19 protein-coding genes are annotated in these 23950 nt (G+C 61.0%); 2 read left to right on the top strand and 17 right to left on the bottom strand.

Going from position 1 to position 23950, the window contains the following annotated elements:
• Nucleotides 1-34: 34 nt before the first annotated feature.
• The 5 genes from AC52Q4_RS10530 to AC52Q4_RS10510 all read right to left on the bottom strand — a co-directional run bounded on the left by AC52Q4_RS10530 (nt 35) and on the right by AC52Q4_RS10510 (nt 7334).
• The gene (locus AC52Q4_RS10530; protein ID WP_495536751.1) at nt 35-1192 is read right to left on the bottom strand and encodes a Kelch repeat-containing protein; all 1158 of its coding nucleotides are present in this window, start codon (nt 1190-1192) and stop codon (nt 35-37) included.
• Between the two features lie 104 nt (nt 1193-1296).
• Nucleotides 1297-3000: an asparagine synthetase B family protein gene (locus AC52Q4_RS10525; protein ID WP_495536750.1), complete on the bottom strand. Its 1704-nt coding sequence runs from the start codon at nt 2998-3000 to the stop codon at nt 1297-1299.
• Between the two features lie 36 nt (nt 3001-3036).
• Complete coding sequence (locus AC52Q4_RS10520; RefSeq protein WP_495536749.1) at nt 3037-4737, bottom strand: hypothetical protein; 1701 nt, start codon at nt 4735-4737, stop codon at nt 3037-3039.
• A gap of 36 nt (nt 4738-4773) precedes the next feature.
• Nucleotides 4774-6018 carry a CapA family protein gene (locus tag AC52Q4_RS10515; protein WP_495536748.1) on the bottom strand — a complete coding sequence of 415 codons (1245 nt, stop codon included), beginning with the start codon at nt 6016-6018 and terminating at the stop codon, nt 4774-4776.
• Nucleotides 5904-7334 (bottom strand): lipopolysaccharide biosynthesis protein, encoded by a 1431-nt coding sequence (locus AC52Q4_RS10510; RefSeq protein WP_495536747.1) that lies wholly within the window; start codon nt 7332-7334, stop codon nt 5904-5906. The genes AC52Q4_RS10515 and AC52Q4_RS10510 overlap by 115 nt, the downstream gene beginning before the upstream one ends.
• Before the next feature lie 514 nt (nt 7335-7848).
• Between AC52Q4_RS10510 and AC52Q4_RS10505 the strand changes: the two genes are divergently transcribed.
• On the top strand, nt 7849-8592 hold the full coding sequence (locus AC52Q4_RS10505) for a GNAT family N-acetyltransferase (protein WP_495536746.1): 744 nt from the start codon (nt 7849-7851) through the stop codon (nt 8590-8592).
• A 31-nt stretch (nt 8593-8623) separates the two neighbouring features.
• Here AC52Q4_RS10505 and AC52Q4_RS10500 read toward each other — a convergent pair whose 3' ends face one another.
• The gene (locus tag AC52Q4_RS10500; protein ID WP_495536745.1) at nt 8624-9307 is read right to left on the bottom strand and encodes a class I SAM-dependent methyltransferase; all 684 of its coding nucleotides are present in this window, start codon (nt 9305-9307) and stop codon (nt 8624-8626) included.
• A gap of 215 nt (nt 9308-9522) precedes the next feature.
• On the opposite strand from AC52Q4_RS10500, the gene AC52Q4_RS10495 reads away from it, so the two are divergent.
• Nucleotides 9523-10140: a tetratricopeptide repeat protein gene (locus AC52Q4_RS10495; RefSeq protein ID WP_495536744.1), complete on the top strand. Its 618-nt coding sequence runs from the start codon at nt 9523-9525 to the stop codon at nt 10138-10140.
• Between the two features lie 31 nt (nt 10141-10171).
• On the opposite strand, the gene AC52Q4_RS10490 is transcribed toward AC52Q4_RS10495, so the two are convergent.
• The 11 genes from AC52Q4_RS10490 to wecB all read right to left on the bottom strand — a co-directional run.
• On the bottom strand, nt 10172-11134 hold the full coding sequence (locus AC52Q4_RS10490; RefSeq protein ID WP_495536743.1) for a polysaccharide deacetylase family protein: 963 nt from the start codon (nt 11132-11134) through the stop codon (nt 10172-10174).
• Nucleotides 11135-11142: 8 nt separating this feature from the next.
• Nucleotides 11143-12528 carry a phenylacetate--CoA ligase family protein gene (locus AC52Q4_RS10485; RefSeq protein WP_495536742.1) on the bottom strand — a complete coding sequence of 462 codons (1386 nt, stop codon included), beginning with the start codon at nt 12526-12528 and terminating at the stop codon, nt 11143-11145.
• Nucleotides 12525-13556: a glycosyltransferase family 4 protein gene (locus AC52Q4_RS10480; protein ID WP_495536741.1), complete on the bottom strand. Its 1032-nt coding sequence runs from the start codon at nt 13554-13556 to the stop codon at nt 12525-12527. The genes AC52Q4_RS10485 and AC52Q4_RS10480 overlap by 4 nt, the downstream gene beginning before the upstream one ends.
• A 130-nt stretch (nt 13557-13686) precedes the next feature.
• Nucleotides 13687-14919 carry a TIGR04063 family PEP-CTERM/XrtA system glycosyltransferase gene (locus AC52Q4_RS10475; RefSeq protein ID WP_495536764.1) on the bottom strand — a complete coding sequence of 411 codons (1233 nt, stop codon included), beginning with the start codon at nt 14917-14919 and terminating at the stop codon, nt 13687-13689.
• Between the two features lie 2 nt (nt 14920-14921).
• Nucleotides 14922-16862, bottom strand: a complete 1941-nt coding sequence (locus AC52Q4_RS10470; RefSeq protein WP_495536740.1) for an XrtA/PEP-CTERM system amidotransferase — start codon at nt 16860-16862, stop codon at nt 14922-14924.
• 44 nt (nt 16863-16906) lie between these two features.
• Nucleotides 16907-18079: a TIGR03088 family PEP-CTERM/XrtA system glycosyltransferase gene (locus AC52Q4_RS10465; protein ID WP_495536763.1), complete on the bottom strand. Its 1173-nt coding sequence runs from the start codon at nt 18077-18079 to the stop codon at nt 16907-16909.
• A 43-nt stretch (nt 18080-18122) separates the two neighbouring features.
• Nucleotides 18123-19730 (bottom strand): exosortase A, encoded by a 1608-nt coding sequence (gene xrtA / locus AC52Q4_RS10460; RefSeq protein WP_495536739.1) that lies wholly within the window; start codon nt 19728-19730, stop codon nt 18123-18125.
• A complete protein-coding gene (locus tag AC52Q4_RS10455) occupies nt 19727-21049 on the bottom strand; it encodes a TIGR03087 family PEP-CTERM/XrtA system glycosyltransferase (RefSeq protein WP_495536738.1) in 1323 nt (440 codons plus the stop codon). Before AC52Q4_RS10455 ends, xrtA begins: the two co-directional genes overlap by 4 nt.
• 4 nt (nt 21050-21053) lie before the next feature.
• Nucleotides 21054-22118, bottom strand: a complete 1065-nt coding sequence (locus AC52Q4_RS10450) for a FemAB family XrtA/PEP-CTERM system-associated protein (protein ID WP_495536737.1) — start codon at nt 22116-22118, stop codon at nt 21054-21056.
• Between the two features lie 2 nt (nt 22119-22120).
• Nucleotides 22121-22999, bottom strand: a complete 879-nt coding sequence (locus tag AC52Q4_RS10445) for an XrtA system polysaccharide deacetylase (RefSeq protein WP_495536762.1) — start codon at nt 22997-22999, stop codon at nt 22121-22123.
• Between the two features lie 7 nt (nt 23000-23006).
• A partial coding sequence (wecB, locus tag AC52Q4_RS10440) for a non-hydrolyzing UDP-N-acetylglucosamine 2-epimerase (protein ID WP_495536736.1) occupies nt 23007-23950 on the bottom strand: 944 nt, incomplete at its 5' end.

Genomic DNA, 23950 nt, shown 5'->3' with positions numbered 1-23950 from the left:
TTGCGGAGGTGCATCGATCGCAAGGTACTTGGCCTTATTGCTCACCATGTTCACCCCGGCCACAGGTGTCACCCGCGTCCACCGAGATGCACCATATCTGGCGGGCGCTTTCCCATCCTGCATTGCCCCAAACCCCTCCCCGGTACAGATGGCCCGTGCCCGGCAGGTAGGTGCCCGTTATGTTTTGGGCGCTGGGCAGCTTCAGCACATCAGTCAAGTCGTCATACGCACCGGATTTCAGATTGTACGCACCGACCCGCTTGGTATTGTCACCGAACACGATGACGGCGCTGCCCCTGTGGGGGTCGTAAGTGACCGCCGCCATGGCGGGAATCGGCACCGGTGTGGGCGGTAGCGAGCTCCATTCGAGCGTTTTCACATTCAGCTTCCAGACTTCACGCAGTGGCTTGCCCTTCCAGTTCTTCGCGCCGCCGAAGATGTAAACATCGCCACCCACACAGATACCGGAGTCACGAATGTTGTTCCTTCGCCCGGGCCGCTGCTGACGGTAGCCCGTTGCCAAATAGTGCCCCGGACGTTTCTCATCCGGCCTTACAACGATGAGGATGCCCTCATTCTTACCGCCGTAGCGCACGAGCGTCCGGTGCTCCTCGCAGACGACGTCCGCATAATTCCATCCATTCACGAACTTGTAAGCCGCTTCGTTCGTATATGTGATTGGCGCGAACTGCCGCTTCCGGTCATTCGGCACCAGGTGAATCCACCGTTTCTTCGCAATGTCGTAGATGCCATGGTTACTGGCCAAAGTGTCCCCAGGTGCAGCGATCCACAGTTGGCCGTGCCGGCCTTCCCAGGGAAGATAAAAACCAATGTAGTTGTTGCGCCCGGACGCTGATGGCGGCGAAGTCGACCGGCCGGCGAACCACTCCGCTTTGGTCAACTGCTCATGCAAATCCTTTTGCCAATAAGTCCATCGGTCCGTGCTCGGATCGTAGACTCGCACGGAATTATCCGAGCCCGGCGTGTGGTTATGACCCATCAACGGCATGTACAGCCACGCGGAGCTGGCGGGCGAGCGGATGGCGAACGCGTGACTCCAGCCCATCCCGTTGATGGAGGGATCATCGGTGATATGCGCGGCGAACGGGTGATTTGCCAACGCGGCCGGGCCGAAGACCAGAGCCAGCGCGAGAACGAACGAAGCTTTAATAGTAGCAGGGCGCGGGACCACTCTCGCAGCGAATGAGCACCGGAGAGCGCGTAGAACTCGTTTTATCATTTTATGGTGCCTTAACGGACGGGGTAACGTATTGTGAAAATCGCGCAGGGATCTTCTCAGTCCACCGCTCGCGGTGCCAAACGCTCGAACAGAGTACCGCTGTGCGTCCACTCCCATGCTTTCCAGTAGAAGAATAGCTTCCATATCATCGCCTGCGAAGGGGAGGCGCTCGGTGGTTCCTTCAGAGCCGCTGGACGAATCCAGCGTTCATCGTGGGGCTCGATGAGCCAGTCACCGATGAATGCGCTCAGCGAGGCGCGGTACGGCCGGCGCCGTAACCGGCTTGGCAGCCTCTCGGCGGCCTCTTCCTGAAAGCGCGCCCGCCAATACGCCAGATCGACCCTGGAGCGGCGAACCGGGGTGCCGCCTGAAATGAGCGGTGCGGCCAGCGCGCGCGCTCCGATACGGCGCAGCAAACGCATGTGGAATCGAGCGTCCCGGCGCTCTTCGGCAGGCAGACCGGCGGCGTGGGAAAGCATCTCCGCAGACGTTCCTGGGATGAACGGGAGCGTACGAGTCGCGTACACCTTGAGGGGATTCATTGCGGGGCGGTTTCGTCCGCGATTATTGAGCCTGAAACGCGCCACTCCGAACTCATCCTGCGGCCAGCGTTTCGATTCCATCGAATAATCGTCCTGAAATTCCTGCCACATGGCCTCGGCGATGTCTTCGTGAAACAGCACTCGCACGGCTTGCCATTGCAAGCTACCAGGCTTTCGAACTTCCTGACGCCAATACCCTGTAAATGCGCCTTGAGGTTGTTGATGTGCCGAGAAGAGGTAATCCGGCATGAGCCCATCCCAGACCGGCTCGTCGGGTAAAACGCTGGCAACGCGCGGGATGAACAGATCCAGAGTGGGGAAAGCCGCGTCCATCGCCTCCAGATAACGAAGGTATGGACGGCGCGAAAAGAACGGCTCGCTTACCGTGATCTGCCGATAGCGAACACCCATGGCCTCGGCGGCACGGACGGCATACCGGCTGTCCGCGCCACTCAATTCGCCCGGATGGCCCACCACCAGTGCTTGGACGTCCTGTTTGGCCAGGACCAACGCACCCAGCAGGAGTCGTGAATCCAGCCCGCCGCTCAATAGCAACGTACTACCCGCCGGCGCATAGCACTCATAGTGTTTAATGTCATCCACCAGGGCTTCTACGAAGTCGAACGTGCGCCAGCTATTGGTCGGTGACGGCCACTCCCAGTATCGATCGATGGTCAGGTGGTCGTCCGCGGGTCGGTAGCGAATGATGCTAGCGGGTGGCAGCCGCCGCAATCCCTTAGCCAGGGTGCGGTCAGCAATAGTATGTCCGAGAGCAAAAAAACCGCCCCAACCCGCCAGGTCCGGCTGCGCCGGGAGCGCACGGGTATCCGAAACGACGGTAAACGCGCCTTCCTCACGGCGATAGTAGGCCGGTTGCAGCCCGAGACGATCTGTGACGAACGTCAGAGTGTTCACGGTCTCGTCCCAGTGAATGGCGACGAAAGCGCCATCGAGCGAGGACAGCGCCTCGATCGTCTCAGCGCTGTTTCGTCGCTCCAGCGTATCCGGCGCCCTTATCGGCACACCCGTGAAGACGAGAAAGCTGCCAGTTTCCGGCAATACAGCGCCACCAACGACGCCGATTCCGCCTTGCGGCAATGTTCGTGTTGCAGTCCGCAGCTTGCTGCAATTCTGCCGGTCGAGCAATGGCTGGAGCTTGCCGGCACCGATGTGAATGGCGATTTTATTCGCGAGATGACGATCGGGAACGCGTGCCATGTGAGCTCCGTTTGCAACGGTTAACGAGCGATCTGACTACGCTCGCACGGATCTCGACACGGATGATCGGCAGTGCTCCAATTGTGCCAGAGTCATCAAAGCGAGCAACGGCATGCCGGGATCCGGGCGCTTGCGTTCAAGGAAACGATTCAGCATATCACCGCTCGCGGTACCTATCAGCGTGGCCACCCACTCCGACTCATTCAGCAGGTCGCTCACCCGGGCTGCCGTTTCCCGCCCGCCCAGAAGCAAACGCATGGGTGACGGAGCAGGACGCAGCAGCGGCCGGGTTGGCCAGAAGCGATCGAGTCCACGGTAGAGGCTTTTCGCCAGATGACGCCGCCTTGTGACGCGCAGTCCGTGCTTGAGTGGGCGGCCGGTTTTGTCATAGGCGATCTCGGCCAAATCGGGAGCAAGCCGAATGATCAAAGCGCGATACAGTGGCCCGTTGCGGCGGGCGCTCCAGGGCAATGCCAGCGCGTAGTCCATGAGCTCGCTATCCAGCGCCGGAGTCGCGACCGCGATGTGGTTTTGAGCCAGCCGGGCGGCGCCGAATACGAACCGACGGGATCGATTCTCGAGGTAAAAACGCTGGCTTGAGGCCAGAGACGACGGCGCGCTCGACAGCCCGAACGCCGCGTCGATGCTGTCTAGCACCTGCGCCAGCAACGGATCGTCGCTACTTTTCCCGATAGCTCCCCAACGCAGGCGCGCCAGCCGAATGGCGTTATCGCGCTGCTCCTGCGCTCGTTCGGTGACGAGCCTGGGGTTGAGTAACGCATCCTGGAGATACCCGTCCAGCAAAGTTCGCCCTGGCGCATTGTGGTGCACGAAGGCGCCGACGCTGCCTAGCCAGATCTGCTCGGCGCTCAGCTCACCGGTCTCGGCCTCGGCGAACCGTCCCCACTCGGCGCCGAGCGTTTCGGGCTTGAGTTTCAGCTCGGTCATTGACAAGCCGAGAACGCTGGCAATATGTCGCGCAATCGGACCCTCCGGATCGCCAGGCAGGCCGATATGAAAAAGGAAAGCGGATGAGAGGCGATCGCCGCGCAATGCAAGATTGATGCGCGAGTCAAGGCCGCCGGTGACCGGTATCGCCAACCCGTTGCCGTCCGGAATCGCCCTGTGATGCGCCGCTTTAAACCGATCCAGCAGTTCGTCAGCCAATTCCGCAGGAACAGGGCCCTCGTCCGGGTTCGGCATTGGTCGCCAATAGCGTTCAGTCGTCACCGAGCCGCTTGGGTGGATGCGCAGTTCGGAGGCGGGCGGCGCCAGACTTACGCCCTCCAGAAGGCTGCGGGAGCCCAGCGGGTAGCCGCAAAGCATCATCTGCACCGCGCCGATCGGATCCGGGCTGTCGAACCCGGCCTCAATGAGCACGGGCAAGCGCGAGGCGAAAATCAACTGACCGTGCCGGCGGCCGTAATAAACGGGGATGGTGCCCAACCGGTCCGTATGGATGACGAAAGGTGCACGAGGGCCGTCGGGATATTCGAGAATAAGAAAAGCACCGTTGCCCGCAGCCTTCCCTTGCAAGGCCTTCCCGGATAAGCGGCCATCATGGACCGCGATCCGGTTGCCGTGGCTGGAAATCCGATGGCTGGCATCGGTGCGAATCGTCACGCTTCCCCAAAACTGGCGGATATGGCACTGATCCGTCGTTACGTGCTGCTCCGATGGCGGGAGGGCGACACAGACATCGCGGTCAAGGTGAACGAAGCCTGAAATTTGGAGCATTCAGTGTCTCGATATTTGCGTTCGTTGTCGTACACACTAGAAACGGCCGCCGCTAAGCGCGCCCCACAGATAGCGCCGTTCCTCCGGCCGGCGAACCGCATCCAGCAATCCGCGTAGCGCCGCTCGGTGATTTCCCCGCCGCCCGGTATAGTACACAGCGTATAGCGTGCGCCACAGCTCAGCCAAGCAGCGCCCCTTCCACTCACGCCGTAATTGTCTGGTGTCCCCCAACAGCGCACAGAGTCTCTCGAGTTCGCGGATACGCTCTGGCTGGGCGGCGTCCACTACAGGGGACGGTCGATGGTCCGCTCCGATCGTTACCGGTGTCGCTTGCCAGGAGAGATCCGGTTGCCCTCCTTGCCCGAAGTCTGCCTCTACCGTAAGGATGAAACTGTCCTTGGTTTGCGGATGACGTTGCTGATAGCTGTTACCTTCCAGCTCGAAGACGAAATTCCCCAGCGAGTAGGCAATCAGGCCTTTCTGATGATATTCGACACCCTGACTGACGTGCGGGTGATGCTGGATTACCAGATGCGCCCCTGCCTCCACCAGACGGCGCGCCTCGCGGACCCGCCAGGGCGAGGGAACCGGAGAGAACTCGACATCGGCGTGCAGGGTGGCGATGACCAGATCGGTCTCCGCGGCCAGCGCCGTCACCTGCGCACGCAGTCTCCGCCAATCGAGCGGAGCAATGCCTGGCCGTCCGCGCCGCGCCCAGGACGGCGAATGATCGCAGGCGGCGATGAAGCCGAGACGGCGACCACCGACCGTCGTCACCAGTGGGTGAACAGCGCTGTTCACCTCGGTTCCCGCCCCTACGGTCGAGATCCCCAGGTAAGCCAGTTGAGTCAACATGGCGTTGAGGCCCTCGACCCCGGCATCCATGACGTGGTTGTTGGCTAGGCTGACCACCCTGATGCCGGCCTCTGTCAGCACCGCCAAATGGGAGGTCGCCGCCGTCATGGCGGGACAAGGAGCACGGGCAAGGGCGTCCTCCGGCAACGCGCAACACTCCAGATTGCCGAACAAAAGATCGTGTCCGATCAGGGCCGGACGGACTAGCGCGAAGGGAAACGCGGTTCCCTCGGTGGCAATGCCTTGCCGGAGCGCGCCGCCGAGATTGATATCGCCGACGAAACCGAGCCGCAGCGAATCTACCCTCTTTATTACTTTCGCCTCACGAGGTCCAGCAGTTCCAGCAGCGAGCTGCGGTTTATCATCATGGAAGCACCCACGTATACCGAGGCGCCGACCAGGATCAGCAACGCCAGGCGAAGCCACGGATTTATTACTACCGGCAGAATTAGTGCAGTGGCGGCAATTGCCGCCAGCATACCGAACCCCACCAACCAGGATCGGCTGATGGCCTGCAGAAGATCGCGCCGGTGCAGGCGCAGAATCGGCAAGGAATCTCCCAGATTGATGAAAAAAACGGCGGGCCAGACAATAGCCCACGCCAAGCTCACGCCGACGATGCCCCAGTAGGTTCCAATCAGAAATGCGCAGGGCATTACGACTGCCGTGCGCACCATGATTTGCAGCCCGATGTCCACACGACCGAAGCCTGAAAGTGCGGGTGACAGTAGATTGTTGGTCATTCGCAGAGGAATCATCAAAGCGATGATCTGCAGCGGCAGGATGGCCGCATGCCATTGCTCGCCGAGCACCAGCGGTACGCCCAAGGGCGCCACGGCGGCGATACCCCATAACACCGGCACGCCGATGAAGCTGACCAAGCGAACACTCTTCAGGTAGTGCCGCGCCGCCAATTCAGGGTCTTTCTGTACCCTCGAGAAAGCCGGCAAGGCTATCCGGTTGAGAATCCCGAAGGTACGCTGCATGGGCATCGAGGCGAGCTGATAGGAGACATTGTAGAACCCCAGCGCGTCCTTGCCGAGCACCTTGCCGACTATCAGAAAATCCGCTTGTTCATAGAAGAACCAAAGCAGCCGGAACGTCGTCACATAGCCCCCGAAACGGATGAGGGGAACGATGCGCCGCAATTGAAAACCGGGCCGCAAAGATTGGCGTGCAATCAAATTGATGCCAATGGCACGGGTGACTAAGTTAGCGAGCGAGCCCCAAACCAGCGACCACACGCCCTGCCCGGCGTAGGCGAAACCCAACGTGCTGAACCCACCCGTGACAAGCGCGGCCAGATTCACCAGCGACCAGCCGCGATACTTCATGCCGCGTTCCAGCAACGCCTCGGGCACGACGAACAAGCCGACGAGCAGGAACTGCATGGACAAGGCGTACAGGATGCCGGTTAGCTGCGGCTCGTCGAAAAACCCCGCAATCAACGGTGCGCTTAGTGACAGCGCTGCGGCCAAGCCCGCACTGATCAAAAGGACCATTCCTTGCACATTGCGGATATCCTCTGCTGCCAACTCTCGCGCCTGAATGACGGCCGGTCTGAGCCCGGCCTCCGAGAGAAGCATTAGGAACTGAGTAAAAATGGTCGCCATCCCCATCAAGCCGTAAGCGGACGGCTCGAGCAGGCGAATGACGAGAATAGTCGTCGCCCAGGTGATGACCTGGCCGATAAGGCGGGTTCCACCGACCCAACCGAGCCCTTGCAGAACCTGTGCTCTCAACGCGTTTACGGCCAACGGGCTGTCCTTGTTATTGGAATGATATGGTTCGGACGAGCGGGCGAAGTGTCCTAAAAATATATCGCCTCGCCCCCCTACGGCGGGCTTGAACAACGCCCTTTTTAAAGCAAACAAAAGTACCCGCGCCTGCGGCCAACTCAACTTGCAGACAGTATAAATGCCGCTGAGCGCCTATAATGGCAACCTTTGCACGATTTGAGTAGCGAAAGTGCAGCAGAAGCGGACTGGACAAACTGGCTCGAAAACCGATACGAGCGCGTCGAATCGGCCAACAAACTCATCGAATGTTTTCGCCGAAGCTGGATGGCTCGATGCCTGGCTGGCCGCGTTTGCGCCCGTTTGCGGCGGGCGCTGGGAAAACGGCCCATCGTTTCCCTATACACTGACCGCTACCCGGCTCGGGCCACTCTCCGTCCGGACCCTACAGGCGCCGGCCAACGCCCATACCCCGCGCTTCGACCTCCCTGGCGTGCCATTGACAACAGTAGCGGCGGCGATGCGTCAATTGCATACCTCCTATGCGGTTTTCCCGTTTCTGGCTGAAGAGGCGGAGCTGCTGCAGCACGCCGCGCACGACCGGGGCGGGTTGATATTGCAGCGCGTGCCGTGCGAAATCGCACCTTACATTGCGTGTGACGGCGACTGGGAGGGCTATTTCGCCAGTCGCAGCAGCAAGACGCGCCAGGAATGGCGGCGCCGCCAACGGCGGGCTTTCGAAATCGGTTTCGAGCTTGCTGAATGCCGGACTGCCGAGACGGTAGAGCGCTATTTCCCGACCGCGCTGGAGGTCGAGGCCTCCGGTTGGAAAGGCGCGGCCGGCAGCGCCATCCGGGAGGACGCGCCCGCGTTGGCGTTCTACACCGCGGTCGTCCCCAAACTCGCCGCGCGGGGGCTGGTGCGGCTCTATCTATGGCAAATCGAGGGGCGTACGGCGGCTTTCCAGCTTTGCATCGTCGACGGGGATGCGCTGCGCAGCCTCAAGATCGGATTCGATCCGGAATTCGCTCGCCATGCGCCGGGACAGATGCTTCAGCTCGCTATTCTGCGTGAGTTGTTTCAGGAAACCGGTATCCGCCGGTTCGACTTGCTCGGCCCGGATACGCCGCAGAAGCGCATGTGGGCGACCGGCATGGAAATGCTCTGGACTCTGCGCTGCTACCGACCGACGCCCATGGGGATCGCCCTGGCAGTACGCCACTCCGCAGTCGAAGCCATTAAAGCGCGCTTCGCGCGCCGATAACCATGGAGATACATGCAGCTCGCCGATCATCTCAACTGTTCAGCTGGATGGACGCGAAGCCATTGTCACGGCCGAGAAAGGTAACGCTGGCGTTGCTTTCCTGCCCCCAGCGCCTTGCGATCTGGGCTTCGGCCAGCCTTGCGGTATCGTCCAGCAGGATTTCGGCGGCCGCGGCCAAGCGCTGCCGCATCACGGGCAGCAGGCCATATCGCCCGCCTGGTGTATCGCCGGGCGGGCCGTCGCAAACGACCAGCGTGAATTCCCCCGGCATGTCGTCGAGCGGCGGGCAATACCAGGAAAATTCGCCATAGTCCTGGAGCGGAGCAAGGATCAAATGCGTGCTGCGCAGACCGTAACGATTCAGCTGCTTTCTTACCCAGTCGTGCCAGCCCGAGTGGTGTTCCAGCGTCCATAGCTCCGCGCCATTGCGCTCGACGATGGCACCCAAGAGCAGAGTCGATAAGCCGCTTCCGCACTCCAGCACCGGTCCTCGCAGGGCAAGTGCCCGTTCCAATACGGCCTCGAGGTATTCCGTGTCTGCGGCCCACCCTTCGTTACCCCATCCCCGCCGTAGCTCGCCGAGCAGATCACGATTGGACAGCGCACGCCGTGGATCACAACGAAACGCCGTGAAGGCACGCTTGAACCGCCAGTCGCTGATCCTGCGCTTGACGGCCTGCTTTACAGAGCGCGGAACCCATTGTTTTATAGGCATTGAAGTCGCCATGTCAGAAAATGTGTATATGGCCTTCACCTCTTCTCTCTAGGCAACCGGGCGCACACCGGAGAGTGCAGAGGACGAATTCACCACTCTCGAAAGCCAACGGCCTCACATGAAAGTCAAGAAAATGTGGACACTCGCCCAACTTCCCAGCCCATTAGCTCTGTTATATCCTCATAGACTCGTTAAAGTTCAATTTGGAAAAAATTATGGCGCGTCAGTGGCCGAATCAGGGCATACGATTTATCCTTTGGTTGACCTTGGTGCTTGGTGCGATGCCTGTGCTCGGCGCCGCCAAGGGTCATGACTACTATGGACACGATGCCCCAGGCGGTTTGTTAACGAATGTCGAGAAATATCACCTCGAACCTGGCCGAGACAAATTGCAGCATGGCCGATACGCTTATGCTATGGCTGATGCTCGGTTCATGCTAGCTTACTTTCCGAATAACCCGGATGCACTCAAGTTGGCTATGGAAATTGCGCTGCAATGGCCGGGGAACGAAATGGCGGCCAAGCCCTTCTTCGAAAAGGCCATTAATTCTTACCCTCAGCACGGCCAAACGTACCTGATCTACGGTGTCTACCTGCACCGCCTGGGTAAAACCGAGGAGGCCGTGGCCGAATACAAAAAAGCGATCAAGCGGGATCCACGCTCGGCCGAGGCGCACTACAACCTCGGCCTCGCCTTGGTTGCGTTAGGCCACCTAAAGGAAGCAAACGACGCAGCACATAAAGCCTACGCGCTCGGCCACCCCCTGCCGGGCCTGAAAAACAAACTTAAATCTAAGAACGCATGGCAACCCGCCAAGGCGGACGCGAAATAATAATGCCTTTCCTGGATCAAAGTTATACCTTTCAGTGCCCCCCGACGTTTGGGTCGAAGGTCTGCGCTGGTGCCGAGCGGCCGGCCGTCGCCGCAGACCGCAGCCGCATCAACGCCAGCCGTGCCAGATAGCGCGGCAGCGATCGATCCCAGGGTGTGAAACGCGGCAGTTGATACCGATCACTACCCATGCTGGCGCAGCCCCAGGCAGTGCTTACGGCGGCTTCGAACCCGATCTCTCGCACCATGGCAACATGCGCTTCGCCATAATCAACTCCCGGATTGCCGTTCGGATAAGCAAACAAATGTACCGGACGCCCGGTTATGGATTCCAGCGTTTGCTTACTCGTCGCGATCTCCTGTCGGGCCTCCGCCACAGGCAACCGACTTAGAATGGGATGGTTGACGGTATGAGCGCCGATGTCCATTCCAGCCTGAATCAATGCACGTACATCGACCTCCTGCATCATCAGGCCGGTTACCGTACGGCCGAGATGCCCCTCGATAAACGTGACAGCAGCCTCTCTCTGCTCGAAAGGCAAGTGCTTGATCGCACGCAGCATGGCCTGGAGAACCGAGCCGCGGGCACAAAGATCGACCGGCAGATCGAAGCGCTTGCCCGTAAACCCCGTTAAATCGACACTATCGCCGTTTAGATTGCGAACGGTTTCGATGACCCGGTCGTTCCACATGCAGCTACCGTCAAGAAAGCCTGTGGCAATGAAAAAGGTGGCGTGGACGCCATGCTTGCGGAGTATTGGCAACGCTATATCGACGTTGTCGCGATAGCCGTCATCGAAGGTGACGCAGACCGCCCGGTGCGGCAAGGTGCCATCATGCAGCCGATTTACCGCCTCGGTGAGCGGTAGCACGCGAAAAAACCGGGAGATCCCCCACATCTGCCGTTCGAAAGCAGTGTGGTCCACGATACCAGGTTGCAATGGGTCGGGGGCGTCGAGCACGCGGTGATAGATAAGGATCGATAGCTTCTGCATTTGCTCGTCTACCCAGCCACGGCCGTAGCGATATGACTGACGACATAGCGGTATTTTCCAGACCGCTCCGGTGGAATCGCCTCGACGCGCTCCACCCTGACATCCACCTGAGATCCGAGCCGAGCTCGGAAACCGGCACGAATCTTTTCCGTGATAGCCGGGCTCATCTCGCCGGCCGGGACCACCAACACCCGCACCAAATCCCGGCTTTCCTGCACGATCTTGAACGTGTGAATTCCCGGCAACGCGCGAACGGTATAGATAAGCGCGAGTCCGTGCATGATCGTCCCGTCAGCGGCGACCACGAAGTCCGTCGTCCGTCCGTCAATCTCGCGCAGCACGGGAAGCCCCCGGCCGCAAGGGCAATCGGCTACACCGAGAATCCCCACATCACCGGTTCGGTAACGGATAAATGGAAATTCACCCGTGGCCATGTGGGTTACCACGATTTCCCCCGCGTGGCCCGGAGGCAGCGGAGCACCCCGCGCGTCCAAAGTCTCCACCACGATGTCCTCGGCACTCAGGTGCATACCGCCCTGCGGGCACTCGTGCGCGATGAATCCCGCATCCCTTCCTCCGTAGCCGTTAGCGACGCGGCAGCCGAAAGTACCCTCGATACGCTCTTTTTGCTCAGGATAAAGCCGTTCACCGGTTACAAAAGCGACCCGGATACCGAGATCGTCCATGGCCATACCCCGGCGCTCGGCCCCGGTAGCCAGCAGCGCCAAAGCGGAAGGGTAGCCGAACAGCATGCGCGGGCGGATGCGGCGGATTTCCCGAAGAAACCGCATCATGTTGGACTCGGACATGGCGAAGGCCGGCAGGAGCTTGGAGCGTAGCAATCGATCGCGAATTGCCTTGAGGCGATCCTGCGCACCCAGCTCGATCGGCGAACCCCAGAGCACCACCTCCGGATCACCGATGTCCACGTCCCACCAACGTGTGGCACGCCACTTGGCGGCGACATCATGCGAGAGGCGCTCGCGCGTTAAATAAAAGGTCAGCGGCTCACCGGACGAGCCACCGGTGTTGAACGGGGCCAGCCTTTTACAGCCCTCGGCCTTCAATGCATCCAAATTCGACCGTATCGTCGGCTTGTCCAGCAACGGCAGTTTGCGCAGGTCGTCAATGTCGCGCAGTTCCTCCGCCCGAAACCCGATTTCCCTAAAAAGGGCGCGATAATACGGTACGGTGCGTTGAACGCTTCTCAGAAACGCCCTCAGGCGGCGTTCGCGCTGCGCTTTCAGCGTTTCCGGAGACCACCACTGGCTGCGCTCCAAATCGCGCCGCCACGCGACGGTGGCGTGCCCTTTCAAGCACTCATGCAGCGGGAATATGGCGCTCGAAACCGTAGCGCGCCAAAGATCCCGCAGCCTTTCGTGCGCGGCTGTCATACCTCCCAACCCAAGACTTGTCGGTACACCGACAGCCACTGCCGACGCACGGCCTGCCAGCTATACTGAGCTACGGCTTGCCGCCCTGCCTGGGCAAGGCCGACGGCCAAGCGGCGATCATTCAATACTCGGAGCATGGCGGCGGCTGCCGCCTCGAAATCACCGGGCTCGATCAGCAGAGCCGTCTCTTTATCGCGGACCATATAGGCAATCCCGCCGACCTTGGTGCTGACGACCGGCACGCCGCTGGCAAGCGCTTCGAGTATGGAATTCGGCATGTTGTCTACACGGCTCGTGTTCAACATGATATCCGCGCCGTAGTAGAGCTCCGCCATTCGCTCCACAGTCAGTGAACCCGTAAAGGTAACGGCGTTGTCGATCCCCAATTCGGCAACCAATCGCTCTAGTGCCGCAAGCTCAGGGCCCGTCCCGGCGATGGTGAGCGTCGCGCTGGGCACATGCTGGCGCACGAGCTGGAATGCACGCAACGCGGAGGCGACGTCATAGATAGGCTCCAAATGACGGGTAACTACGATCCGGGGACTGAGGAGCTGACCAGCGGGTGGCTCCCGCCAGCGAAAGCGCTCCATGTCGATAATGTTAGGGACGATCTGCACCGTTATGCCGTATCGAACAAAAATCTCCCCGAGAAACCCTGAAGGCACGACGGTCGCGTCGGCACATCTCATGAAGGGCTTCACTGCCCAGCCGAAACGTTCCAGAAACCGCTCAGCACTACCGCCACGGTAGTTGACGATACAGGCCACCTTTTTCAAGCGACCGAGCACAAGCGGCGGAGCAGCGAACAAAAACCATGACCAGCCGGAATTAGCCATTATGTGGACTACATCCACTCGATCGAGGGCTCGCCACAGTGCTGGAATATAGAGCAGCAGGCGAAACAACGCCCGAACCCCCTGTACGCCGCCGACCCAGCCCGGCCGGTACGGGGGGTTGACCGGAACCAGATCGACGCATAGGCCCTCCGAGCGCCATAGCTCGACGAGCTGCCGCGTCTGGTTCGCCATCCCGCCCGCCGGCGGCGCGATCGGCCCGATTACTGCGAGTCTCGGCACCCGCCAGTCTACCGAAGCCTTGTTGCCCCCACGAACGACAACACCCGCTTTCCCTTGCCGCTGATAGAGTGCCTTTCGAACACTAAACATGGTCCATCAGCCCTGGGGGACTTCGCATCAAAGGCCGATAGACTCCCGCGTAACGCCCGACACTGGCTGTCCAGCTTCGCTCCGTCTCGACGAACCGCCGGGCGATCGACCGGATCTCGGGCCACCGTTCGGCCGTTGCGAGACAGCGATCCACGCCCTCCACCACTCCATCGACCGAACCCGCCGGGAACAGGAATCCATTCTCGCCGTCCCGAATCAGCTCGCGATGCCCGCCGACATCGGAAGCCACGACCAGCCGTCCCTGAGCCATCGCCTCCAACGGCTTCAGCGGTGTGACAATTTCGGTGAGGCGGATCGGCAGACGCGGATAGAGAAACACATCCACCAAACTGTAGTAGCGGGCCACCTGATCATGGGCAACGCGGCCGGCAAACAAGACCGCCTCTGCGAGATTGAGCTCGCTGACCAGCGCGCGCAGCCACTGCTCCTGAGGGCCGCCGCCGACCAATAGCAAACGCACGCGTGGATGCCGCCGGCGAATGGCGCCAAGTGCCCGCACCGCAAGCTCCAGACCTTCGTAGCCGTAGAACGAGCCGATGAACCCCAACACTATAGATTCGCCGTGCAGTCCGAGCTCGCTTGCCAACGCCTCATCACGCGGCAAGTCGAAGCGAAAGCGTGCCGGATCCACCGCGTTGGGAACGACCGTAATGCGTTCGGCGGAAATGCCCCGGGCGGCGATGTTTCTGCGCAGCCCTTCACAAATGCAGGTAACCGCGTTGGCGCGTCGCAATACATATGTCTCCAACGCGCTGGTAAGACGGTAGCGGATGCTGCCCGCCCGGGTAGTGCCATGGTCAACGGCGGCGTCCTCCCAAAGAGCACGCACTTCGTAGACCACAGGCAGCCGCCACCGGCGGGCGGCGCGCAAGGCGGCCAGGCCGTTGAGCGCCGGAGAGTGGGCATGGATGAGATCCGGCTGGACCTTGGCAATCACCTGTATCAGACGCTGCTCCAGACGATGCACCACCGCCAGCTGATTGAGCGCCGGCACCCGTGCCTGCCACGGCGGCAACGGCTTGCAGCGGTAGAAATGCAGACCGTCGATTTCCTCCTCGACGGCATCGGTGCCGTAATGCTTTGGACTGGTGAGGTGCCGCGTAATCCACCCCAGGGCCCCTTGCTGTTCGAGAATGGCCCGGGTACGAAAACTGTAGCCGCTGTGCAATGGTACGGAATGATCCAGGACGTGCAGCACGCACAATGTCATCCGTGCTCTCCTAGCAGCGCGTGAGCATGACTCCTAACCGGTACCGTGGGTTGTTCGTCGTTGCGGCATGACTGTTCAAGCATCAACAGTGTCCACATAAGCGCGCTGTAGTCCCGCCGCCCCGCCGTATGCTCGGTGACGATATGCTCCAGATAGCGGTGGTTGAACCAACCCGTATCCGCGAGCCGCTCTCCAAGCAACGCCTCGCGTGCCCTCTCGCGCAACGGTCCACGGAACCAGGCGGCCAAGGGCACCGCAAAGCCCATCTTGCGGCGGTAGAGTATGTCGTTTGAGAGCAGCGACTGAAGGGATTTTTTGAACAAATATTTGCCCTCGCCCCGCTGGAGCTTGAGCTGCGGGGGCAGGCCGGCAGCCCACTCCACGAACTCATGGTCGAGGATCGGCACCCGCACCTCCAGCGCATGCGCCATACTGGCACGGTCCACCTTGGTCAAGATATCGCCGGGTAAATAGGTCTTGAAATCGAGGTATTGAACCCGGGACAAGGGGTGAATCGGTGCGTGGCGAGCATGCCGGCGCAACACCTCGATGGCTTGATAACCGCCCAGGGCCTGGCGGAACTCATGGCTGAAAAGCAAGCGTGACTGAGCCGCATTAACTATAGAAACGCTATGAAAATACCCCTCAACCGGATCCTGCGCCAGAGCCTGCAACGTAGCCTTGGCACGCAGCGCGCGCGGCGCCCAGTCGAGTTTAGGATAAAGGCGACCCAACACCCCGAACAGCGAGCGCCGTAGACTCAAAGGCAACATTCTGCGTACCCGCTCCTCGCGCAGGTACCAAAGATAGCGGCGGTAACCGGCAAAGGTCTCATCGCCACCGTCACCGGAGAGCACGACTTTGACTCCCTGGCGGGCGAGCTCGCAGACTCGGTAGGTAGGCATGGCCGAACTGTCCGCGAAGGGCTCGTCGTAGAGCCCAGCCAGGCGCTCGACCAAGCTGAAATCATGCGGGTCGACCTGCCGAACCCGATGATCCGTACCGTAGCGCCGGGCGATCTCGGCGGCATAGTGGGACTCGTCGAATTCCGCCTCGCCGAACGAGATCGATGCGGTGTGTATCGGGCGCTCACTCGCCCCTGCCATCATCGCCACCACCGCGCTGGAATCCACCCCGCCGGAGAGAAAGGCACCGACCGGGACGTCAGAGACCAGATGACTGTGAACTGCCTCGCGCAGACGCTCCCGCAGCTCACTCTCTGCTGCAACCTCCCCCGTAGCGTGGCAATCACCAAACTCCAGATCCCAGTACCGGCACGGCTCACGCACCGGAGAGTCGGCCCTGACCGTGAGCGTATGTCCTGGGGGGAGTTTGAATGCGTGGCGATACAGGGTTCGAGGTTCCGGTATATAACCGTAGGCAAGATACTCCTCCACCGCCTCGGGGAGGATCGTTCGCGGCAGAGCCGGGTGCACGAGCAGCGCCTTGAGCTCCGAGCCGAACAGCAGGCGCCCATCTGGCAACACGGCATAATAAAGTGGTTTGATACCGATCCGGTCGCGAGCGAGCAAGAGCGTGCGGCGGCTGCTATCCCACACCGCGAAAGCGAACATGCCGCGGAAACGTTCTACGCAGGCTTCACCCCACTCTTCCCAACCATGGACAATCACCTCGGTGTCGGTACGCGTGCGGAAACAATGCCCCCGCGCGGCCAACTCGGAGACCAGTTCCTTGTAATTGTAGATCTCGCCGTTGAAGACTACGGCGACTGAACCGTCTTCGTTGAACAACGGCTGGTGTCCGCCGGAGAGATCGATTATGGATAGTCGCCGATGCCCGAGCCCCAGTCGCGGCTCGACGTAGAGGCCACCGTCGTCCGGGCCACGGTGGTAAAGAGATTCGTTCATCCGATGCAGCAGATCCCGGTCAACCGAACCCGCGTTTGCATAGTGGAAAATTCCGACGATGCCGCACACTGCACTGCTCTCACTCTTTTAATGAACGCCGTTGGCGTAGGAAATCATCTCGGACTCGGTGAACTCGTTGCGGCCGCCCGGGTCTGTGCGCAATTAATTCCACGACGCTCCAGAAGCGCTGTGTAAAGTTCCGCGTAAGCACCAACCATGGTCTCGAGGCCGAAAAGCTCCTCGGCGCGGCGGCGTCCGGCCAGCCCGTGACCTCTGGCCAAAATTGGGCTATTGAGATAGGCACCCATCGCATCCGCCAGGGCAGACGGGTCTGCGGCCAGCACCAGACGACCCGTGACCCCGTCCTCTACCAACTCCGGGTTGCCGCCAACCGCCGTCGCCACAACCGGCAGGCCGCTGGCCATGGCTTCCAGGACGGTGTTGGAAATCCCCTCCGCCCGCGACGGCAATACAAAAAGATCGAAGCCGCGCAACAGCGCCGGTATATCGTCGCGGTTGCCTGCGAGCCAGCACAGCTGGCGAACACCGCCTTCTTGCAGGAGGCTCTCCAGGGCTTCCTGCAAGGGGCCGGCGCCAACCACGACCAACCGGACACGCTCGCCCAGAGACGGCTGACTGCGCAGCAGCTGCAAAAACGCCCGAGCGAGATTCAAGGGATCTTTGACCGCTTGCAGGCGCTCAACGGTACCGATCACGAAGGCGTCGGCAAAACCGAAGCGCTCGGTTACCCAGGTTCGATGCGGTTCGGATTGAAAACGCGCCGTATCCACGCCGTTATATATCTGGCTGATATGTTTCGGGGAAACGCCGATCTGCTGCTGCAAATACTCACTGATGTGCTGGGATACAGCGACGTAGTGATGTATCAACGGGCGCATTGCTCGACGCAACCGCTGATTCTTACGGCTGCGCGCCACCACATCGTCGACTTCCCAGCCATGCTCCCCGTGTACCCTGATGGGTACACCGGCGAGCAGCGCCGGCAACTGCGCCTCCAGCGTCGCCAAATTGCGGGTGTGAACGATGGCCGGCCGCAAGATCCTAAAGGCGCGCCATAGCTTCAGATAGAGCATCGGGTCTTTGCGCGGTTTTTTGTGCAGCGCAATGCACTCAACATCCGGCCGCTCGATGCGCTGCCGAAATTCCGTAACCTCGGTCAAAGACAGCACGCAATGGTCAAAGGCTGCGGCTGGGAGCCGATTGATCAGATTGACGACACCGTTTTCTAAACCCCCGATGTCCAGGCGATGCACGACATGCACGATCAAGGGGCGTCGGCTCCGGCTCCGCGGCGGCGGCGTATTCAACTCATCCCCCCACAGCCGCAGTCAGGGTTTGTTCAATCTCGGGTAGTGCTTTCCGGACGAAGGTAAGCATTTTTTGTTGGGGATCAGGCTCACTTTGGTCCACCGGGACATACACCGCGATCAGTGCCGCCGCATCGGAGCGAGCCATGAGACGTTCTTTGAGCGTCAATGCCTTGACCACAAGCTCGCTCGCGGTGAACTGCCCGGCAACCCAGTACCAGTGCCAAACATCCAGATAACGCTCGTTGTTGGTAATCCGGGCCACACGCACCGCCAACCTCCGGCCATCCGGCAGTTCGATCAAGCGGCGCCACTCGTTCAAACGGTACCAAGCACCCCCTGGGAGAACGATTCCGTTCTCCCAGGCGATAAGCTCGGCGCCTTCATGCTGATCATGGTAAAGACCGATATACAGGCCGAAGGGGCCTCCCGAGCCCACATAGGTTTGACTCCGCGCGACCGTGACGTGCGGATAATGCGGTGCCCAGCGGACGTAGGGTTCCGCTGCCCTGCGCCACCCCGGCAGCTCGATGGGAAGCGCCAGCTGGGCACCTATGGCCTTAGCCTGCCTGGCTTCCACATGAGCGACATAGAATGGCGCCGCTGCCAGCAGGGTGGCACCTATGGTGATCAACATCACCATTCGGACCCTAGCCAGGTTGCCCTCGCCTCTGGCGGCACCCACCGGATGTCGGCGGATTTCACCGACTCGATCCGGATGCGCCTTTGTAGCTGCAGCCTCCTCCCGCCAAAAGCCGCCAATCCAAAATAAGATCATCATCACCAGCCCGAAAAAAACCCAGCCATAAATAATATGGTCGATACCGGTGGCAAGCTGCATGCTGCTGAGATGCCCGATCATTACGATAAGATAGGCGCGCAGGCCATTGGCGATGATCGGGACCGCGATCGAGGCCAGGACAAACAGCGCTCGGCGCCCCCAACTGCGATAGGTTAAATAGGCGTAAAGGCAGCCGAGTGTGAAAGAAGCGATTAAGTAGCGTAGGCCACTACACGCTTCAACAACCGACCACGTCCCCGTCGGCAAAGTAAAAGTGAGGCCCTCACGAAAAACGGGAACACCGCTCAGCCGCACCAAGGCGATCGCGCAGTCAGCGGTGAACTGCATGAGCGATGGCACCAAGAAATAGCCAAATGGTACGGCCAAAAGCAAAAAGAACAGCGGAAAGCCGCACTCCCGCACGAAACGGGGCCCGACAACCAGCCAAACGCTCGTGATCAACATGGCCACGACCGCGTATTGCTGGACGAGCTCCACGGTTGCGAACTCCCCCAATACCCAGACGAAACCAAGCCCCACCATGACAGGCAGCGCCCAGGCGTCCGCGCGCGGCACGATCTCGCAGAGCACCGCGCGCCGACGCCAGATTAGCCAGAGGCTGATCGGCACGATGAAAAACCCATGGGCATATGTCTCGGAGGTCGCCCATTTGTCGACCATGGACCAAAGCGTCTGATGAAACAGCCCCGCGATGAAAAGCACCAGCACAACGACGCCGAGCAAATTGGCCAACCAGACGCGGCGCGCAGGCGATGCATGCACTCTATGGCCCTGCAGCCCGGATGAGCGTTCCAATTGGACGCTCATGAGATGTTGTCCCCGCGGAGAACCACAGGATGTGGGGTCGTGTCCGAGCAAGCGCCGGCCGCCGTCGGTGGCTGCGGCGGGCTCAACAGCTCGAGCAGCCGTATTGCGGAAGACTCCCACGAGTAATCCGCTTCGACCCGACGCCGCGCTGCTACACCCATCGCTCTCGCCGCTGCCGGAGCGGTCAGTAGATCGACCACCGCCTCAGCGAAGTCCATTTCCCCGTCCGCCACGGCAATCTCACGCCCCACCTCGGCATCGAGCCCAGCCAGCGCGGCGCTGGTACAAACCACGGGCCGGCGCATGGCCATGGCTTCCAGAATTTTGTTCTGTACGCCACGCGCAATTCCCAATGGCGCCACGGCGAGCGTGGCGTGGGCGAGGTACGGCCGCACATCGGCGACGCGTCCCGTGACCTCGACGCCGGCGAGGCGTGCGAGTGCCTGCACCTTCGACGCCGGCCGCCCGCCGACGATGTAGAACAGCGTCCCACTGACGCTTGCCCGTACCCGCGGCAGGACGTGACGGGCGAACCAGGAAACCGCCTCGACATTGGGTCGATAGTCCATCGCGCCGGTGAATACCACCACTGGAGCGCCGGCGGGATACGGATCGGCATACGTCCTCTCGGGAGCGAAAAACCCGGTATCCACGCCGTTACTCAGCCAAGTCGTTATCGCCGCTCGCTCGGGGGCTATCCGCAGGAAGCACTCGCTCTCCGGCTGGGAGACGAACAGCACTTTGTCGAATCTGCCGGCCGCCTCGCGTTCAAAGCGCGCAAGACGGCGCGCCTCCAGACGATAGAGCCAACCCAGGGGACCGCCGGCCACCCCGTATTGGCGCCATTTCTCGGAATCCACATCCACATAGTCCGCAAGTGCAATCAGCGAACGGGGGGACGGCTCCGGTGCTTCCGCGCTTTTCCGTAGGCCCCTGGCCTGCCGCGCAGCGGGCGTGTATTGCGCCATCGCCGAGGAATACACGAGCACATGGCGGATGCCGGTGGAAAGCTTCGTCCGCACCCAGCGCTGCAACGCCGGGCTGTGATAGTAAGCGACGCTCAGCGAGCGCGAAGCGTCCATAAGCGCGGCCAGCGCGCGTATCCTGGCGGGGTTGGGGCGCAGCCGCACGACTTTGATTTCCGCGCATAAATCCTGCAGAGCTTTGAGACCCTCGAGATCGTCCGGATCATCGATGAATGTACCCAAGTGAATACGCCAGTGCCGTGACAAAACCCGCAACCAATGATACGCACGGATCTTCTCCCCTTTGTTGGGGGGATAGGGGATGCGGTGACTGAGGAAAAGCAGGTCCTCCATGGGCCTACCCAAGGCTGCGAACGATGTGCGGCCCGAGGGCATTGACGACGGGCAGCGGCAGGCGCCGCCAAAGAGCTATGAACAACCGATACTTCGGGTTCCTCGGGCTGTTATCCGGCAAGGCCGTGCCACTAACGAGCTTGCATTCGTAATGCAATGCCTGGGGTTCGAACCCCCAGTGTTTCTTGAAATGATAGGAGCCGGCGCCGCGTTTGCTGCGGCCGAAGTCAAATAGACGATACCCCCGTTCCCGCGCACTCTCCATGAGCTGCCAGTACATAAAATCGTTGCCGGCACACTCCCGCGCGGCGGCCGTACCGCCGCCGTAATAAGGCAGCACCTCGTCGCGGAAATAGAACGACAGCACACTGGCCACGAGTCGCCCACATTGGGTCACGGTGAGCACATCGCAATCACGCCCGAAGACCTCGCGCAACAAATCGAAATAACGCCGGGCGAATACCGGTGTGCCCAGCTGATGCACGCTGTAAGAATAGGCACGAAAGAAACGTTCGTTGTCGTCATCGAAGCGGCTCTGCAGGCCCGCGCGAATGCCTTTGCGGACCATCGCCCGCTGCTTGCGGGGAATGGCCTGCATGTTTGCCTGCGAATCGGCGGCGATCGCGCCGCGGAAGGTGACGTAGAGATCCTTTCTCGGCCAGCTCGGATGGACGGGCTTGCTGCGATGGCGATACTCCAGGTGCCCCACGCCAAGCCGCTCGGCCAACGCCTGTGCCGCCTGGTCCAAAGCTTTCGACGCCTGCTCCGTGGTCGCGGCTATGCCCCCATACACCCCGAATGGCAACGAAATCAGGGCGTCTCCGAACAGGCGGCTGCGGATCCGTGCCAAAGGCAGGATCCCCTCGACCGACTCGTCATTTGCGGCCATGAGGAAATAGGTTGGATGACCGAAGGCTCGACCTATGACCTCCTTCCAGCCCGCCCGATGAAAGAAAGTAGCGTCCGGACAGGCCTCGACGAAGGCATCCCAGCGACCGACCTCGCTCGGTGTCAGCTCGGTAACCCGCACGGTGGTCGACTCCGTACGATCCACCGCTATTACGCGCATAATCAGCTCTCCAGGAAAATCCGGTCAATACGATCCCAATGAAAATCCTGCAGCAGGCGCTGCAAACGCAATTGCATCCGCTGCAGGTTTAGGTAATGACGAAAGCGCGTCTTCATGCTGATCCTGGGCGGGCGCGGCTGCCGCGGATCGATCTCCCAGGGGTGCATGTAGAAAATGAACGGCTGTCCGTCGTGACGGTTTATCCGTCGCAGTGACCAACAACTGAGCCGGTACGGCAGCAAGCGGAAGTAGCCACCGCCGGCAGCCGGCCAATTCCGTCCCGCAAAGCGCACCGTTGCCATCGGCAGCTCCAAAAAATCCCGGCCCGGCCGCGGCTTGAACGGCGAGCGCGGCGCCTGGGGCGAACCGTAATGGTCGTGCACGATGGGATAGAGGCTGGAACTGTAGCGGTGACCTGTCTCGAGCAGACAGTCCATGGCCCAAGGTGTACGCTCGTCGATGGAAAAGCTGGGGGCACGATAGCCGATCACACGAACGCCACCGCGATCCTCAAGGATGCCCTTGGCACGGGCAAGATCTTGACGAAAAGCGTCGGCATTGAGCTCCGTTACCCGTCGGTGATCATAGCCGTGGCTCGCCAGTTCATGTCCGCCGGCCACCATGCGGCGTACCAAGTCCGGATAGCGCTCCGCGATCCAACCCAAGGTAAAAAAGGTCGCTCGGACCTCATGGTCGGCGAAGAGTTCGAGCAGGATATCCATATTGCGTTCGATGCGCGTTGGCCACGTATCCCAGCTCGCGCGGCTAACGGTGGCGGCAAAAGCCGAGACTTGGAAATAGTCTTCGACATCCACTGTCAAGGCGTTGCGCAGCCCCTCGCACGCTTTGCGCTCCCCGCCGGATTGCGCTGCGGCGTTCATGTCCGTATTACGCATTTCTCCGCCGCTTCTCCTGCCAAAGCGCCACCTCCGCGGCAATGCGCTCGGCGGCTCGGCCATCCCAGAGCTCCGGAATCCGCCCCGACTTGCCGCCGGAGATAAGTATCTCGCGCACGTTTGGCATTATTCGGCTCGGATCCGAGCCAACCACCGTATTGGTGCCCTGATCCACGGTGATCGGACGCTCCGTGTTCTCGCGCAGCGTCAGGCAAGGTATGCCCAGCGCGGTTGTCTCCTCCTGGAGGCCGCCTGAGTCCGTCAACACGCACGTCGCCTCACGTAACAACCCCAGCATGGCCAGGTAATCGAGCGGCCGCAACGCATACACGTTCGGATGCGCGAACCAGGCCTGCTCTCCGGCTGCCTCGATTCTTGCCCGCGTGCGGGGGTGAACCGGAAATATGAGGGGCAGCTCCTCGGCGACCTTGGCAAGCGTTTGGAGGAGACGAGTCAGTTTCTCCGGGTCATCGACGTTGGAGGGGCGGTGCAAAGTCACAAGCGCATAAGCTTCCGGGCATCCGCCCTGGCCGAGGGTTTGCGCCGCCGGAACCGCTCGGGGAAGATGGCGCAGGACCGAATCGATCATGACGTTGCCGACGAAACGCACGCGCTCTGCGGGAATACCCTCCCGCGCGAGGTTTTCGGCAGCTGCGGCCTCGGTCGTAAACAGGAGTTCCGCGAGCTGATCCGTGAGGACCCGGTTGATCTCCTCTGGCAACGTTCGATCGACGCTGCGCAGGCCCGCTTCGACGAGAAAGACGGGGACCCCTTTCTTCGCGGCCACCAGAGCGCACGCCACTGTGGACTTGACGTCGCCGACCACCAACACGGCGCACGGGGCGAGCTCATCCACGATAGGCTCGAAGCGGCGCATGATCTCAGCGGTCTGAACCGCGTGTGAGCCTGAACCGACTCCCAGCGAGATATCCGGTA

The organism is Nitrococcus sp. (assembly GCF_059432795.1).
The sequence above is the reverse complement of the archived record's forward strand: the minus strand, read 5'-3'. Positions and strand labels throughout refer to the sequence as shown.

Excerpts from the sequence above, each read along its gene's own strand:
- AC52Q4_RS10480 (WP_495536741.1), bottom strand. The coding sequence starts at position 13,556 with ATGGCGAACCAGACGCGGCAGCTCGTCGAGCTATGGCGCTCGGAGGGC.
- AC52Q4_RS10520 (WP_495536749.1), bottom strand. The coding sequence starts at position 4,737 with ATGCTCCAAATTTCAGGCTTCGTTCACCTTGACCGCGATGTCTGTGTC.
- AC52Q4_RS10500 (WP_495536745.1), bottom strand. The coding sequence starts at position 9,307 with ATGCCTATAAAACAATGGGTTCCGCGCTCTGTAAAGCAGGCCGTCAAG.
- AC52Q4_RS10495 (WP_495536744.1), top strand. The coding sequence starts at position 9,523 with ATGGCGCGTCAGTGGCCGAATCAGGGCATACGATTTATCCTTTGGTTG.
- xrtA (WP_495536739.1), bottom strand. The coding sequence starts at position 19,730 with ATGAGCGTCCAATTGGAACGCTCATCCGGGCTGCAGGGCCATAGAGTG.
- AC52Q4_RS10455 (WP_495536738.1), bottom strand. The coding sequence starts at position 21,049 with ATGGAGGACCTGCTTTTCCTCAGTCACCGCATCCCCTATCCCCCCAAC.
- AC52Q4_RS10525 (WP_495536750.1), bottom strand. The coding sequence starts at position 3,000 with ATGGCACGCGTTCCCGATCGTCATCTCGCGAATAAAATCGCCATTCAC.
- AC52Q4_RS10490 (WP_495536743.1), bottom strand. The coding sequence starts at position 11,134 with ATGCAGAAGCTATCGATCCTTATCTATCACCGCGTGCTCGACGCCCCC.
- AC52Q4_RS10450 (WP_495536737.1), bottom strand. The coding sequence starts at position 22,118 with ATGCGCGTAATAGCGGTGGATCGTACGGAGTCGACCACCGTGCGGGTT.
- AC52Q4_RS10445 (WP_495536762.1), bottom strand. The coding sequence starts at position 22,999 with ATGAACGCCGCAGCGCAATCCGGCGGGGAGCGCAAAGCGTGCGAGGGG.
- AC52Q4_RS10485 (WP_495536742.1), bottom strand. The coding sequence starts at position 12,528 with ATGACAGCCGCGCACGAAAGGCTGCGGGATCTTTGGCGCGCTACGGTT.
- AC52Q4_RS10505 (WP_495536746.1), top strand. The coding sequence starts at position 7,849 with ATGCGTCAATTGCATACCTCCTATGCGGTTTTCCCGTTTCTGGCTGAA.